This window comes from Bradyrhizobium commune (assembly GCF_015624505.1).
Classification (GTDB): Bacteria; Pseudomonadota; Alphaproteobacteria; order Rhizobiales; family Xanthobacteraceae; genus Bradyrhizobium; species Bradyrhizobium commune.
The window spans coordinates 5,563,206-5,576,629 of record NZ_CP061379.1 but is presented as its reverse complement, the minus strand read 5'-3'; the positions used below and the strand labels follow the sequence as shown (position 1 = coordinate 5,576,629).

General features: G+C 63.8%; 13 protein-coding genes. 7 read left to right on the top strand and 6 right to left on the bottom strand.

All coding sequences use genetic code 11. The annotated features are described in order from the left end of the window. The first annotated feature begins 62 nt into the window (after positions 1-62). Together IC761_RS26215 and IC761_RS26210 are read left to right on the top strand one after the other, a co-directional pair. Entirely contained in the window at positions 63-881 is an 819-nt protein-coding gene (locus tag IC761_RS26215) for an aldo/keto reductase (RefSeq protein WP_195799573.1), read from the top strand. 248 nt (positions 882-1,129) lie between these two features. Continuing rightward, a complete protein-coding gene (locus tag IC761_RS26210) occupies positions 1,130-2,092 on the top strand; it encodes an alpha/beta fold hydrolase (protein WP_195799572.1) in 963 nt (320 codons plus the stop codon). A gap of 280 nt (positions 2,093-2,372) precedes the next feature. Here the strand turns inward: IC761_RS26210 and IC761_RS26205 are convergent, their stop codons facing one another. Together IC761_RS26205 and IC761_RS26200 are read right to left on the bottom strand one after the other, a co-directional pair. Next, complete coding sequence (locus IC761_RS26205) at positions 2,373-2,591, bottom strand: hypothetical protein (protein WP_195799571.1); 219 nt, start codon at positions 2,589-2,591, stop codon at positions 2,373-2,375. 105 nt (positions 2,592-2,696) lie between these two features. Beyond that, the gene (locus tag IC761_RS26200) at positions 2,697-3,149 is read right to left on the bottom strand and encodes a hypothetical protein (RefSeq protein ID WP_195799570.1); all 453 of its coding nucleotides are present in this window, start codon (positions 3,147-3,149) and stop codon (positions 2,697-2,699) included. Between the two features lie 159 nt (positions 3,150-3,308). Between IC761_RS26200 and IC761_RS26195 the strand changes: the two genes are divergently transcribed. Continuing rightward, complete coding sequence (locus IC761_RS26195) at positions 3,309-3,581, top strand: helix-turn-helix domain-containing protein (protein WP_195799569.1); 273 nt, start codon at positions 3,309-3,311, stop codon at positions 3,579-3,581. A 4-nt stretch (positions 3,582-3,585) separates the two neighbouring features. On the opposite strand, the gene IC761_RS26190 is transcribed toward IC761_RS26195, so the two are convergent. Then, positions 3,586-4,821 (bottom strand): aminotransferase-like domain-containing protein, encoded by a 1,236-nt coding sequence (locus IC761_RS26190; protein WP_195799568.1) that lies wholly within the window; start codon positions 4,819-4,821, stop codon positions 3,586-3,588. Positions 4,822-5,105: 284 nt separating this feature from the next. After that, positions 5,106-5,633, bottom strand: coding sequence for a DUF3124 domain-containing protein (locus IC761_RS26185; protein WP_438265149.1), 528 nt, complete (start codon positions 5,631-5,633; stop codon positions 5,106-5,108). A gap of 381 nt (positions 5,634-6,014) precedes the next feature. On the opposite strand from IC761_RS26185, the gene ribB reads away from it, so the two are divergent. The 3 genes from ribB to IC761_RS26170 all read left to right on the top strand — a co-directional run bounded on the left by ribB (position 6,015) and on the right by IC761_RS26170 (position 9,543). Next, complete coding sequence (gene ribB / locus IC761_RS26180; RefSeq protein WP_195799567.1) at positions 6,015-7,091, top strand: 3,4-dihydroxy-2-butanone-4-phosphate synthase; 1,077 nt, start codon at positions 6,015-6,017, stop codon at positions 7,089-7,091. 140 nt (positions 7,092-7,231) lie between these two features. Continuing rightward, entirely contained in the window at positions 7,232-8,446 is a 1,215-nt protein-coding gene (locus IC761_RS26175; protein ID WP_195799566.1) for an acyl-CoA dehydrogenase, read from the top strand. A 179-nt stretch (positions 8,447-8,625) separates the two neighbouring features. Beyond that, complete coding sequence (locus IC761_RS26170) at positions 8,626-9,543, top strand: MBL fold metallo-hydrolase (protein WP_195799565.1); 918 nt, start codon at positions 8,626-8,628, stop codon at positions 9,541-9,543. 80 nt (positions 9,544-9,623) lie between these two features. Here IC761_RS26170 and IC761_RS26165 read toward each other — a convergent pair whose 3' ends face one another. Both IC761_RS26165 and IC761_RS26160 read right to left on the bottom strand, forming a co-directional pair. Next, positions 9,624-10,478 (bottom strand): DUF1499 domain-containing protein, encoded by an 855-nt coding sequence (locus IC761_RS26165; RefSeq protein ID WP_195799564.1) that lies wholly within the window; start codon positions 10,476-10,478, stop codon positions 9,624-9,626. Positions 10,479-10,634: 156 nt separating this feature from the next. After that, complete coding sequence (locus tag IC761_RS26160) at positions 10,635-12,263, bottom strand: fatty-acid--CoA ligase (RefSeq protein ID WP_195799563.1); 1,629 nt, start codon at positions 12,261-12,263, stop codon at positions 10,635-10,637. 65 nt (positions 12,264-12,328) lie between these two features. Between IC761_RS26160 and IC761_RS26155 the strand changes: the two genes are divergently transcribed. After that, positions 12,329-13,405 (top strand): extensin family protein, encoded by a 1,077-nt coding sequence (locus tag IC761_RS26155; RefSeq protein ID WP_195799562.1) that lies wholly within the window; start codon positions 12,329-12,331, stop codon positions 13,403-13,405. Positions 13,406-13,424 lie beyond the last annotated feature (19 nt).

Sequence of the window (13,424 nt, the reverse complement as noted above, 5' to 3'; positions counted from 1 at the left end):
GTCTGCTCACGCGGCGTCGCCGCGCGAATCCGGCGGGCTGAAATACGTCAGGAGCCTGTTTCATGGACAATCTGAACACACAGGGCATCAGCATGCCCAAGCTCGGCCTCGGCACCTTCCGCATGCAGGGCGATACCTGCCGCGCCGCGGTCGAGAGCGCGCTGTCGATCGGCTATCGCCACATCGACAGCGCCGAGATGTACGCCAACGAGGACGCGATTGGCGCAGCGCTGGCCGCGGCCCGCGTGCCGCGCGGCGAGCTGCACGTCACGACAAAAGTCTGGCACGAGAATCTCAGCCCAGATGCGATCCGCCGCGCCTTCGACACCAGCCTGAAGAAGCTGAGGCTCGACCATGTCGATCTCTACCTCGTGCACTGGCCGTCGAAATCGGCGAATTGGGGGGCGGTATTCGAGACCCTGATCAAGCTGAAGGAGGAGGGGCGGACGCGGGCGATCGGCGTTGCCAATTTCACCACGGCGCTGCTCAAGATCGCGGTCGAGGACGTCAAGGCGCCGATCGCCTGCAACCAGATCGAATATCACGCGATGCTCGATCAATCGAAGGTGCTGGCTTATCTCAGGGCGAAGTCGATCCCGCTGGTTGCTTACTGCCCGCTCGCGCAGGGACGCGTCGCCACCGATCCGGTCCTCGCCGAGATCGGCGCCAAGCACAACGCCAGCGCCGCGCAGGTCGCGCTGAAATGGCTGCTCGACCAGAACGGCGTCGGCGCGATCCCGAAGGCCTCACGTCGTGAGAGCCAGCAGGCCAATCTCGACGCGTTGAAGATCACGCTCGACGATGCCGATCGCAAGACAATCGCCGCGCTGCCGAAGGACAAGCGCTGCGTCAATCCCGGCTTCGCGCCGGCCTGGGACTAGAACGTGTACTCATGAAGGCGCCGATATCGGCTTTCCGGGGCAAGCAGAAATCCTATGCTTCATCGGAGCATTACTGCTTGTGACCCGAGGCTGACCTTGCGCTGATGCTGCCGAAGGCGCGGTGCGGGCTCGAAAATAAATTCGTAGAGCATGTCGTTTTGGCGGTCCGCCGTTCGACTGGGTGTCGGCGGAGCCACTTCGGTTGTGGCTGGAGCTCACAATGTGACTGGATCTTACGGAGGTTGGCAATGACGATCTCGCATCGATTTATCGAGACAAATGGCATTCGAATGCACCTGGCCGAAGCAGGGGACGGCCCCACCGTGCTTCTCTGCCATGGCTTTCCTGAGTGCTGGTATTCGTGGCGGCACCAATTGGAAGCACTCGCTGCCGCCGGATATCGCGCCATCGCGCCCGACATGCGTGGTTACGGGCAGACGGACAAACCGGATGCGATCGATCAATATACTCTATTGCATCTGACCGGAGACATGGTTGGCTTGCTCGACGCGATCGGCACGGATCAAGCAGTCATTGTCGGACATGATTGGGGAGCGCCGGTCGCTTGGCGCTGCGCTCTGTTTAGACCGGATCGATTTAGGGCCGTCGTTGGCTTGAGCGTACCGTTTCAGCCCCGTGGTCCCAACCGACCAAGCACCGTCATGCCGAGGACCGAAAAGCAGCGCTTCTATCAACTGTATTTCCAGACGCCGGGCGTTGCCGAGGCGGAACTCGAAAAGGACGTTCACAACGCAATCAAGACAACATTGTTCGCCCTATCTGGCGATGCGGCGGTTGAAAATCCAGCGTCGCTCACGATGCTTCCTAGTGACGGTGGTTGGCTTGATGGGAAGCCTACAACCCAATCATTGCCGGCGTGGCTCACGGACAATGACCTCGAATTTTATGTCGAGGAGTTCAAGCGCACCGGCTTTAGAGGAGGTTTGAATTGGTATCGCAACATTGATTGGAATTGGGAGTTGCTCGCACCATGGTCGGGCGCAAAGGTTCAGGTCCCGGCACTCTATGTCGTCGGTGACCGAGACGGGGTTTACAGATCTCCGAATTGGAACCAACTCATCCCTGGCCTGAAACAGTTCGTGCCCTCGCTGCGCGAGACAATAGTCTTGAAAGGTTGCGGTCATTGGACTCAGCAAGAGCGCGCCAAAGACGTGAACAATGCGCTCCTGGAATTCCTGAAACAGTTATAAATCGCGAACGGACCACTTTTGGCCGCTCGCTTGCTGGCAACAAGCAACGTGCTCGCTGGATCGAAGACTTGCGTAGACACGGCAGGCAACGCGACTGAAGCCCGGCAACGCAATGTCGCCTTTTTGGCCCATAGCCGAAGTAGATCGAGGTCCGCTGTTTGGCCGCTAATGGAGGTAGAGCGGACGTAGCGGATCGATGAGGACATGCCGTCGTCGTCTCCGCCGATTTGAACGCGTAGAAATGGCCCCGTGAGGGGCCATTTCCAGTTTGCGTTGCGCATTAGTCCATGTGGTGATGGCCGTGCCTGACCACCACGACGCGGTCGTGATGGCGCCAGCCGCGATGCCAGCCATTGTCGCGATGCTCGCGGAATTCGGCGCGGGCGCCGTACGGGCCGTGATGGCCATGCTTGACGATCACAGTCTCAGCACTTGCCAGCGTCGGCGCCGCAACCGCGAGCGCACCGAGAGCGGCAACGACATAACCAAGCTTCTTCATGATGTCCTCCTCCAATCGAATGCAAATTTAAACCGCGCATTCGCGTGAACGTTCCGGAGGAACGGGAAGAGAATTCTGAATGGATATTCAGGATCAGAACTATCGTTAATCGCAGCGTTGCTGCGGCGGTGTCGGCGCGCCGGTCTTGACGTATTTGCCGTCCTTGATCGTATATGCGCCGCGTTCGCTGCGGTTGTAGATCGCGCGCAGGCCGCCATCCGTTGCAAGCAGCAATCCGAATTCGCGGGTCTGATGCAGCGATGGGAAGTACACCATCAAATTGAGCAGGCCTTCGGCGTTGACCGCTGCGGAGACCACCTCGCTCTCGTCCGTGGCCTCGCCGAAATTGCGCCGGTACATGACGCGGCCGTCCTTGCTGATCTCGTAGGTCAGCCGCGCGCCCTTGTCGCGGTCGGGACGAGCCGCGCAATCCACGGCCCATGAGCCGAGCAGACCCCATCGCTCGACGGTTGCTGCGAGAGTCTCGGCGTGGGCCACGGACGGGAATGCAAACCACAGCAGCGCAGCCGTGATCCGGCGGCTCGGACAACGCATCATGTTCGGAAAGACCCCGCCTCGAAGAATTTCAAACTGTAGCATCCCGTCTGCGATCGTCCACCACAGCCCGCCAATCACGCACGAATTTGATCCGCGTCAATGAGGCCGGCCGTTTCCCCGGTAGAATGGCGTTTCCGGAAGCCGAAATTGGTGAGAGCGATGCTGGATCAAGTGATGGATTTCGCAGGCGAGGTGCTGCCGGGCAGCTGCGTGGCGCCGCCTTATTCCGAGGCCGCGTTTCTGGCCGAGCTCGGCGAACGCCTGCGGTCCGCGCGGATGCGCTGTGACCTGTCGCGCCGCGAGCTCGCCCGCCGTTCGGGGATTTCGGAGCGTTATATCGCCCAGATCGAGACCGGCAAGGGCAACGTCTCGATCGTGCTGTTGCTGCGGCTGGCCTCCGCCATCCACGGCAGCCAGCCCCAGGCAGCGTAAAAAACTAGGCCCGCGCCTTCTCCATGTTGCCGCTGCGGGTCGGCACGCCGAACTCCTTGCGGCAGACGTCGGCGAGCACGGCAACGCCCTCGCGGATCTGCTGATGCGAGGGGCTCGCAAAGCACAGCCGCAGGCGCGAGCCGGAATGGCCCTTGTTGGTCGACCATTCCGGTCCCGGATTGATCGAGACGCCGGCGGCAAGCGCTGCCTGATAGAGCTTGAGCGTATCGACCTGGTCGGGCAGCTTGACCCAGAGGAAGATGCCGCCTTTCGGCTCTTCGAACTCGGCGGCGGTGCCGAACTGCTCGTTCAGCGCCTCCATCAGCGTGTCGAGCTTGGCGCGCAGCGCCATGGTCAGCGCCGGCACGTGGCTCGCGAAATGCGGCCGGCAATAGGTCGCAAGCACCATCTGCTCCAGTGCGCCGGACCCCGCATCCGTCTTCAGCGCCAGCATTCGCGACATCACGTCCCAGGGCGCGACGATGAAGCCGACGCGCAGCGCCGGTGCGATCGATTTCGAGAACGAGCCGATATGAATCACGCCGCCATTTTGGCTCATCGCGTAAATCGCCGGCGGGCGTTGTCCTGACCAGACCAGGTCGGCGTAGCAATCGTCCTCGAAGATCGGCACGCCGTAGTCGGCCGAAAGTCGCAAGAGTTCGGCGCGCCGGCTCTCCGGCATGATGCTGCCAGTCGGGTTCTGTACGGTCGGGATGGTGTAGATGTATTTCGGCCGGATGCCGCGGCTCTTCAGGTCGGCCAGTGTCGAGGCCAGCACGTCCATGCGCATGCCGTCGTCGTCGAGTGGAATGCCGATGGTGTTGATGCCCAGCCGCGTCAGCCGCTGCAGCGATCCCTGATACGTTTCCTGCTCGACGATCACGGTGTCACCGCGCGCCAGCAGCGTGTTGTTGACGAGGTCGAGTGCCTGGAGCGAGCCGGAGACGATCATGAGATCGTCGACCGAGCAGCTGATGCCGGCATCGCGCTTCAGTTTTGTCACCAGGAATTCGCGCAGGGGCAAGTAGCCCTGCGGGCCGTGCGCCAGCCCGTAGGTGGCGAGCGAGCGACCCTCGCGTTGCAGGGCCTGATTGGCGGCCTCGATCAAGCCGTCGAGTGGTACCTGCTCGGAGTCGTTATTGCCGCCGACAAAGCTGTATTTGGCGAGGCCCGTCCAGCGCGCAGAAGGGGCCGGCAGCCCTGCGGGAAACAGGGGCGCAAAATCGAAGCTGGATGGCATGGGAGCGTTCCTCGTGTTTCTTTTTGTTGAGCGGCCGGCTTGGTGCCGACCGGGCACCGCGATTACGATGATGTCATCATGCCAGTGTTTTGCCCGACGAGGCAAACAAAATTCGTAAAATCCGCATCTTCATCGCGGGTGCCAATAAGACATTGATTTTGCTGGCGCGGCTACTGTGCATGGGGTTGTTTTCGTGTTTTCGTGTTTTCAATCTGCGGTCGCGACAGCACGCGCTCGAAGCAGCGGCCGATCGACGTCCCCGATCCGGGCCGCCTCAACCTGCTTTACTTCTTGCTGACGGTCCTGGTCGGACGGCCCTGGCTGATGAAAGCGTAATGCGCATTGGCGACGCCGCCAACCATCAGGGCCTCGACCACCGGCTCGGCGATCTCGCCTGTGGCGGCCCAGTCGACGAGGAAGTTGGCTCCGGTCCCGCCGCGGACGTCGTCGGTCGGGATGAAGATCGAGACGGTGGCGAGCGGCTTCAGCGCCACCGGCGCCTTCAGATAGCTCTCCAGCTGCTTGCCCGCCGTGTCGAAATAGGCGATGCGCCTGACGACAAGCGGCTGCGTCTCCGAGGCATTGTGGACGCTCAGCGTCACCGAGAAATCGACCCGCAGCTTGCCCTGGCTCATCGCGACGCTGGAATAGGCCGGCACGTAGAAGCCGCCGGAGACGCCGAGGTCCTCCTTCGGCAGCGCGGTGAGCGAATCGGCGAAGGTCTGCTCGATAGTCGTGTTGGGCTGCGCGAGTGTCGGGAAAGCGCACCCGAACGGACTGAGGAGGGCTATCAGCGAGAGCGCGATCCGCACTCCGCGAACCGCTCTCGTGGCGCGCTGCACGCGATCTCCGGGGTGCGGCAAGACGAACCGATCCGGCATGCACGAACTCATCCGCGTCATCACTCCCTGCATTCCGTTGGCCTGGATGTTGGGCCTGCTCGCCCATCTCTCACGGCAACTGCTGATCGTGGCCTACCTTATCGCCGGGTTCTGCATAGGTCCATTCGGCGGCGCGAGATGCTCCGCCCACCTTCCGTCCGGCCCGGGCGCGCCTATATCGCTGGTATCCCTGGTGCAAGCCTGAACCCGTTGACAGGTCCGCGACCCGGAATATGCGGTTGCATCCAGGACACTAGCGCTTGGGCCCAACTCCGGCTAAGCCTCCGGCCCATAACCGATAGAGATTGGGAAATGCCCGATACCGTTCAGGAAGTTTTGCAGGCCTTTGCCCGCGGCGAGCTCGTCGTCGTGACCGATGACGACGACCGCGAGGGCGAGGGGGATCTCATCGTTGCGGCCTCGTTCTGCACCGCCGAGAAGATGGCCTTCATCATCCGCCACACCTCCGGCATCGTCTGCGCGCCGATCACCACCGAGGATGCACGCCGGCTGCGGCTCGACCCGATGGTCGCCCATAACGACTCCGCCCACACCACGGCCTTCACCGTCTCGATCGACTACAAGCCCGACGGCGGCACCGGCATCTCGGCCGAGGAGCGCGCCTCGTGCTGCCGTGCGCTGTCCAATCCCAACGCCGGCGCCAACGATTTTGCCCGGCCCGGGCACATCTTCCCGCTGATCGCCAAGGACGGCGGCGTGCTGCTGCGCTCCGGCCACACCGAGGCCGCGGTCGATCTCTGCAAGCTCTCAGGGCTCCCGCCGGTCGGCGTCATCAGCGAGCTGATGAACGACGACGGCAGCGTCATGAAAGGCGAGCAGGTTGCCCGCTTCGCCGCCCAGCACAAGCTGAAGCACGTCACCATCGCGGACATGATCGCCTACCGCCAGGCGCGCGAGAAGCTGATCGAGCGGGTCTCGACCTTCGTCACCGAGAGTCCGATCGGGCCGCTTCAGGGCTATGCCTATCGCTCGCCGTTCGATTCCATCGCCCACGTCGCCTTCGTCTACAACGGCGTCGGCGACGGCAAGAACGTGCTGACGCGCTTCCACAAGCCGAACATCGTCAAGGACACGTTTACCGGCCACAAGCGTATGGCGGCCGTGCTCGAGCAGTTCAAGAAATCCGGCCGCGGCGTGCTGGTCTATTTGCGCGACGGCGCGGCCGGCGTCCCCGTATCGCCGCTGCCGGACGAGACGGCGACGGAAGCCGACCGCAATCGCCAGTGGCGCGAGGTCGGTGTCGGCGCGCAGATTCTGCGCGACCTCGGCGTCACCTCGATCCGGCATCTCACCTCGTCGGTACACGACTATAAGGGTCTGTCGGGCTTCGGCATCGAGATCGTCGCCAACGAGCAGCTGGAAAGCTAGCGCTGTCACGCTGGGGCGCGCTGCGCGGCGTCCCCGGGATTCACGCAGATCAGAGCATCTGCAACGCAATTGCACTTGTTGCCGCGGCGCTTTAGTTTGTCGGGCAATTTTTGACGGAACCAGACCCGAAAGGACGTTTCATGAGCGTGCGCCCTCAGACCAAGGACAAGCCGGCTGCGGCTTCCTTCCAGTGGGACGATCCGTTCCTGCTCGACGAGCAGCTGACCGAAGACGAGCGCATGGTGCGCGACACCGCCCGCGCCTACGCCCAGGACAAGCTGCTGCCGCGCGTCACCAAGGCCTATCTCGAAGAGAAGACCGATCGCGAGATCTTCAACGAGATGGGCGAGCTCGGCCTGATCGGCATCACGCTGCCGGAGGAATATGGCTGCGCCAACGCGAGCTACGTGGCCTACGGCCTGGTCGCGCGCGAGATCGAGCGGGTGGACTCCGGCTATCGTTCGATGAACTCGGTGCAGTCCTCGCTGGTGATGTACCCGATCTACGCCTATGGCGACGAGAACCAGCGCAAGAAGTACCTGCCGAAGCTTGCCAGCGGCGAGTGGGTCGGCTGCTTCGGGCTGACCGAGCCCGATGCCGGCTCCGATCCGGCCGGCATGAAGACCCGCGCCGAGAAGGTCTCGGACGGCTACCGCCTGACCGGCAGCAAGATGTGGATCTCGAACGCGCCGATCGCCGACGTGTTCGTGGTCTGGGCCAAGTCGGCCGAGCACGACAACCAGATCCGCGGCTTCGTGCTGGAGAAGGGCATGAAGGGCCTGTCCGCGCCGAAGATCGGAGGCAAGCTGTCGCTTCGCGCCTCGATCACCGGCGAGGTCGTGATGGACGGCGTCGTGGTCCCCGAAAGCGCATTGCTGCCCAACGTCTCCGGCCTGAAGGGCCCGTTCGGCTGCCTCAACCGCGCCCGCTACGGCATCTCCTGGGGCGCGCTCGGCGCCGCCGAGGACTGCATGCACCGTGCCCGCCAGTACACGCTCGACCGCAAGCAGTTCGGCAAGCCGCTGGCTGCGACCCAGCTCGTGCAGAAGAAGCTCGCCGACATGGAGACCGAGATCGCGCTCGGCCTCCAGGGTTCGTTGCGCGTCGGCCGCCTGATGGACGAGGGCAAGTTCGCCCCCGAGATGATCTCGATCATGAAGCGCAACAATTGCGGCAAGGCCCTCGACATCGCCCGCGTCGCCCGCGACATGCACGGCGGCAACGGCATCTCGATCGAGTACCACGTGATGCGCCACGTCCATAACCTCGAGACCGTCAACACCTACGAGGGCACCCATGACGTCCACGCCCTGATCCTGGGTCGCGCCATCACGGGGATCCAGGCGTTTTTCTGAGCCGGCGGGCGATGAGCGCGTGAGGCGGCAGAACTCTCCAATTGCGTCATGGCCGGGCAACAGCGCGAAGCGCGTCTTCGCGCTCGATGTCCCGGCCATCCACGTTCTGGTCCACGCAAAGAACGTGGATGCCCGGCACAAGGCCGGGCATGACGAAGTCAGCAAGGTATGAGCACGCCATGTCCGACAACGACGACATCCCGTTCAACCGCAACTTTCCGCTCAAGCCGGGAATCGTCGAGGAAGTCCGCCCCGGCGTGCGGCGCGTGCTCTGCAACAATCCGAGTCCGTTCACCTTCACCGGCACGGTCAGCTACATCGTCGGCACCGGCAAGGTCGCGCTGATCGATCCCGGTCCGGACGACGCGGCGCATGCAGCCGCACTGCTCGATGCGGTGCGCGGCGAGACGGTGAGCCATATCTTCGTCACCCATACCCACCGCGACCATTCGCCGAACACGGCGCGGATCAAGCAGGCAACCGGCGCGACCGTCTATGCCGAGGGTCCGCACCGCGCCTCGCGACCGCGCTTCGAAAGCGAGAAGCACAATCCGGAATCCGGCTCCGATCGCGACTTCGTGCCCGACGTCAAGGTCGGCCATGGCGATGTGATCGAGGGCGCCGGCTGGCGTCTGGAGGCCGTGGCGACACCTGGCCACACCGCCAATCATCTCGCCTTTGCCTGGCCCGAGCGGAAGTTCAACTTCGTCGGCGATCACGTGATGGGCTGGTCGACCTCGATCGTCGCCCCGCCTGACGGCTCGATGATCGATTACATGGAATCGCTCGACCGGCTCGCCGCCCGCAAGGAGGATCTGTATTTCTCCGGCCATGGTCCGGAGATTCCGGATGGCCCGCGCTTCGTGCGGTTTTTGATCCGCCACCGCAAGGCGCGCGAGGCCTCGATCCTGCACCGCCTCGCCAAGGGCGAGGCCGACATCCCGACCATGGTGCGCGCGATCTATATCGGCATCGATCCGCGGCTGACCACGGCCGCCGGCTATTCCGTGCTGGCGCATCTGGAAGATCTCGTCGCCCGCGGCGTGGTGGCGACGGATGGGGATCCCGTGATTGGCGGGACGTATCGGATGGCGTAGGGGCGAATGGTGAGTAGCGAATGGCGAACGGGAAAGGTTCAACCTTCCATTCGCTATTCGCTACTCCCTATTCGCCATCTTCATTTCTTCACCGTCTTCGCCGGCGCCTTGGGCGGCGCCACCGGCGTCTTCTTCACCGGCTTCAGCGCATCGGCGTCGGCAGCCGTGTTGAGATCGTCGATGAATTTGGTGACGCGTGACGCATTGCTGCCGAGGTCGCTCTCGAAATAGCGCGAGGCGGAGCGGATATCGACGCGGGAATCCTCGCCGTCAGGCACGACCCGGATCGAGATGTCCTCGCGAAAGCCCATGATCGGCGAGCGCGCCACCGCCTCGATGCGGCCGATCCGGCGGGGCGGCTGTGGCTCGCGCTCGTCGATGACCAGCCATTTGCGCTTGATGACGAGCTGGCGTGCGATCGCATAGGCGCGGTCGACGGGGATCTCGAGCTCGATCGGCTCGATGTCGGGATAGAACTGGCGCTGCTGCTCGGCCGAATAAAGGCCGGCATAGACCGCGCTGTTGGCGCCGTCGCCGGTGCGCAGGCGCGCCAGCGCATCGAAGCGCGGCGGGTCGATCGGATCGGTCGTGATGTCGTGGATTGCCGGCAGCTTGCGGTATTGCAGGCCGAGATAGGCGGGATAGGCGAGGATCATCGCATCGATCACGAAGGCGAGCAGGATGCGCGCCATGCCGCGCGAGCCGTTCTGCCAGATCGCGGCAAAACCGGCGAGCCCGAACAGGATCGACAGCGCCGCGATCGCAAGCCCGCCGAAGAAGGTCGCGAGCGCCGGCTTCATCTCCAGGAAGCCGAAGCGGACAATGATGATCGACACCACCACCGCCACCACCGCGAACACGGCCAGATTGCGCGCCCAGCTCGCGAGGCTGGACACGGGCTCCGTCTGATAGGGAGCGGAAAACCTGCGGGCCATCGGGTGAGCTCTGCCGGGGTTTTGGGGGCGGTGCCGGCCGATTTGGCGCGACGATCGGTCGTTGAGACCATGGCCGGACGGCAAATTCAAGGGTTCCGCGGCCGCTCTGATCGTCATGGCCGGGCTTGGCCCGGCCATCCACGTCTTTCTTGCGGCCTACGCCGCCGCGTTGGGGAAGCGATAGTCCCTGAACTGGTCGCGCAATGCGGTCTTCAGGATCTTGCCGGTCGCGGTATGCGGGATGCCGTCGACAAAGGCGACGTCGTCGGGCATCCACCATTTGGCGATCTTGCCATCCATGAATTTGAGGATGTCCTCGCGGCTCGCCTGCTGGCCCTGCTTGAGCTGCACGATCAGCAGCGGACGCTCGTCCCATTTCGGATGATGGACGCCGATCACGGCCGCTTCCGCCACGGCGGGATGGCCGACCGCGAGGTTTTCGAGGTCGATCGAGGAGATCCACTCGCCGCCGGATTTGATCACGTCCTTGGAACGGTCGGTGATGCGCATGTAGCCGGCCTCGTCGATGGTCGCGACGTCGCCGGTGTCGAAGAAGCCTTCCTCGTCGAGGATGTTGGCGTCGAGGCGGAAATAGGCCTTGGCAACCGACGGTCCCGACACCTTGAGGCGGCCGAACGTCTTGCCGTCCCAGGGCAACTCCTTGCCGGCATCGTCGGTGATCTTCATCTCGACCGCGAACGGCGCATAGCCCTGCATCTGGAGCACGTCGAGACGCGTCTCGCCGGTCGCATGCTGGAACGGCGGCTTCAGCGCCGCGACCGTGCCGATCGGGCTCATCTCGGTCATGCCCCAGGCGTGGCGGACGTTCGAGCCCATGTCCAGGAAGGCCTTGATCATCGAGCGCGGCATCGCCGAGCCGCCGCAGATCACCATCTTCAGGTCCGGCAGCTTCAGATTGTTGGCGGCCATGTGCTGGAGCAGCATCAGCCACACCGTAGGCACGCCAGCGGTATGGGTCACCTTCTCGGTCGAGAGCAGCTCGTAGACCGAGGCGCCGTCGAGCTTGGCGCCGGGCATCACGAGCTTGGTGCCCTGCGAGGGCGCGGAGAAGGCAATGCCCCAGCTGTTGGCATGGAACAGCGGGACCACCGGCAGCATTGCCTCGGAGGCACTGGTGCCGAGCGCGTCGACATTGTTGGCCATCAGCGCGTGCAGCACGTTGGAGCGATGCGAATACAACACGCCCTTGGGATCGCCCGTCGTGCCTGATGTGTAGCACATCGCGGCCGCCGTGTTCTCGTCAAAGTCCTTCCATTTGAATTTGCCGTCGGCCTCCGCGATCCAGTCCTCGTAGGCCACGACGTTCTTCAACTTGGTCTCGGGCATATGCGCCTTGTCGGTCAGCACGACGTAGCGTTCGACGCTCGGCAGCTTGTCGGCGAGCTTCTCCAGCACGGGCACGAAGGTGATGTCGGTCATCACGATGCGGTCCTGCGCATGGTTGATGATCCAGGCGATCTGCTCTGGGAAAAGGCGGGGATTGACGGTATGGCAGATGGCGCCGATGCCCATGATGCCGTACCAGACCTCGAGATGGCGCCAGGTGTTCCAGGCGATCGTGGCGACACGGTCGCCGAGCTTGATGCCGTCGCGCTCCAGCATCTGCGAGACCTTGAGCGCGCGCTGGTGGATTTCGGCGTAGGTGGTGCGATGGATCGGTCCCTCGACCGAGCGGGTGACGACCTCCTGCTTGCCGTGAATCTTGGCGGCGTGTTCGATGATCCGGTGGCAGAGCAGGGGCCAATCTTGCATCAAGCCAAGCATTCAGACGTTCCTCCGAGAAACCGCTGGGCGCGTTGTCGCTCTCAGCTTTGGGCCAAAGAATTGTCATGAGTTTTAGCCTGCCGGACTTTCGCCGCAAATGGTCTTGTCGCGGCAATATGTCCACCGGCGCGGCAATGGTTACCGCCGGGCTCGGGCTGTGGCTCGTGCTGCCGCAGTCGGCGGAGGCACGAAACTATGCTGCGCCGCTCGATATCTTTGGCCTTGGTACACCACGGCCGCGCGTCGCAGCTCATTCCGCCAAGATACCGCTACCAAAACCGCGCCCGGGGGAGGCCCCTAGAGCACCGGACGATGCCCCGCCGGAAACCGACGCCAAGCCTTCCCCGGACAAGCCCGGCGCCAACAAGCCGGCCGAGGCTGCGCCGCCTCCCGAGAAGCAGCTCTCGGCCTGCCGGCTCGCGCTGACCGAGGAGATCGCGGTCGCGCCGTCCATTCCGGATATCCATGGTCCCGGCGCCTGCGGCGGCGAGGATCTGGTGCGGCTGGAAGCGATCGTGCTGCCGGACAAGCGCAAGGTCGCGGTCAAGCCGGCGGCGATCCTCCGCTGCACCATGGCGAGCGCGATCGCGGATTGGGTGCGCACCGACATGGTGCCGCTCGCCGCAAGCCTCGGCTCGACCATCAGCGACCTCGACAATTTCGATAGCTTCGAATGCCGCGGCCGCAATCGCATCGTCGGCGCGATGCTGTCCGAGCACGGCAAGGCCAATGCGCTCGATGTCCGTGCCATCAAGCTCGCCAACGGCCAGTCGATCGGCCTGACCGACCGCACCCTGTCGCGTGACGTGCGCCAGCGCGTGCTGCATTCGGTCTGCTCGCGTTTCACGACCGTGCTCGGCCCTGGCTCGGACTGGTACCACGAGGACCACATCCATCTCGACCTCGCGCAGCGCCGCAACGATTACCGGATCTGCCAATGGAATGTCTGGGATCCGCTGCCGCAGGTCGCGCCCTTGCTGCCCGCCGAGCGCCCCGAGGAGGCGCCGCCACGCGAGGTCGCGGCCAAGCCGGAAACGAAGGATCGTGCTGACGATCAGGAGACTACGAAACCTGCGGCGCCCGCCGACAAGCCTGTCGCGGATTCAGGCCCGAGCAAGCCGGCAACAAAAAAGCGCCGGTAAAACCGGCGCTTTTGCAGGT

Bases quoted from the DNA above. Each gene is read 5' to 3' on its own strand.
- IC761_RS26165 (WP_195799564.1), bottom strand. From the start codon at position 10,478: ATGGCCCGCAGGTTTTCCGCTCCCTATCAGACGGAGCCCGTGTCCAGC.
- IC761_RS26200 (WP_195799570.1), bottom strand. From the start codon at position 3,149: ATGATGCGTTGTCCGAGCCGCCGGATCACGGCTGCGCTGCTGTGGTTT.
- IC761_RS26215 (WP_195799573.1), top strand. From the start codon at position 63: ATGGACAATCTGAACACACAGGGCATCAGCATGCCCAAGCTCGGCCTC.
- IC761_RS26205 (WP_195799571.1), bottom strand. From the start codon at position 2,591: ATGAAGAAGCTTGGTTATGTCGTTGCCGCTCTCGGTGCGCTCGCGGTT.
- IC761_RS26175 (WP_195799566.1), top strand. From the start codon at position 7,232: ATGAGCGTGCGCCCTCAGACCAAGGACAAGCCGGCTGCGGCTTCCTTC.
- IC761_RS26195 (WP_195799569.1), top strand. From the start codon at position 3,309: ATGCTGGATCAAGTGATGGATTTCGCAGGCGAGGTGCTGCCGGGCAGC.
- ribB (WP_195799567.1), top strand. From the start codon at position 6,015: ATGCCCGATACCGTTCAGGAAGTTTTGCAGGCCTTTGCCCGCGGCGAG.
- IC761_RS26190 (WP_195799568.1), bottom strand. From the start codon at position 4,821: ATGCCATCCAGCTTCGATTTTGCGCCCCTGTTTCCCGCAGGGCTGCCG.
- IC761_RS26160 (WP_195799563.1), bottom strand. From the start codon at position 12,263: ATGCTTGGCTTGATGCAAGATTGGCCCCTGCTCTGCCACCGGATCATC.
- IC761_RS26155 (WP_195799562.1), top strand. From the start codon at position 12,329: ATGAGTTTTAGCCTGCCGGACTTTCGCCGCAAATGGTCTTGTCGCGGC.
- IC761_RS26170 (WP_195799565.1), top strand. From the start codon at position 8,626: ATGTCCGACAACGACGACATCCCGTTCAACCGCAACTTTCCGCTCAAG.
- IC761_RS26210 (WP_195799572.1), top strand. From the start codon at position 1,130: ATGACGATCTCGCATCGATTTATCGAGACAAATGGCATTCGAATGCAC.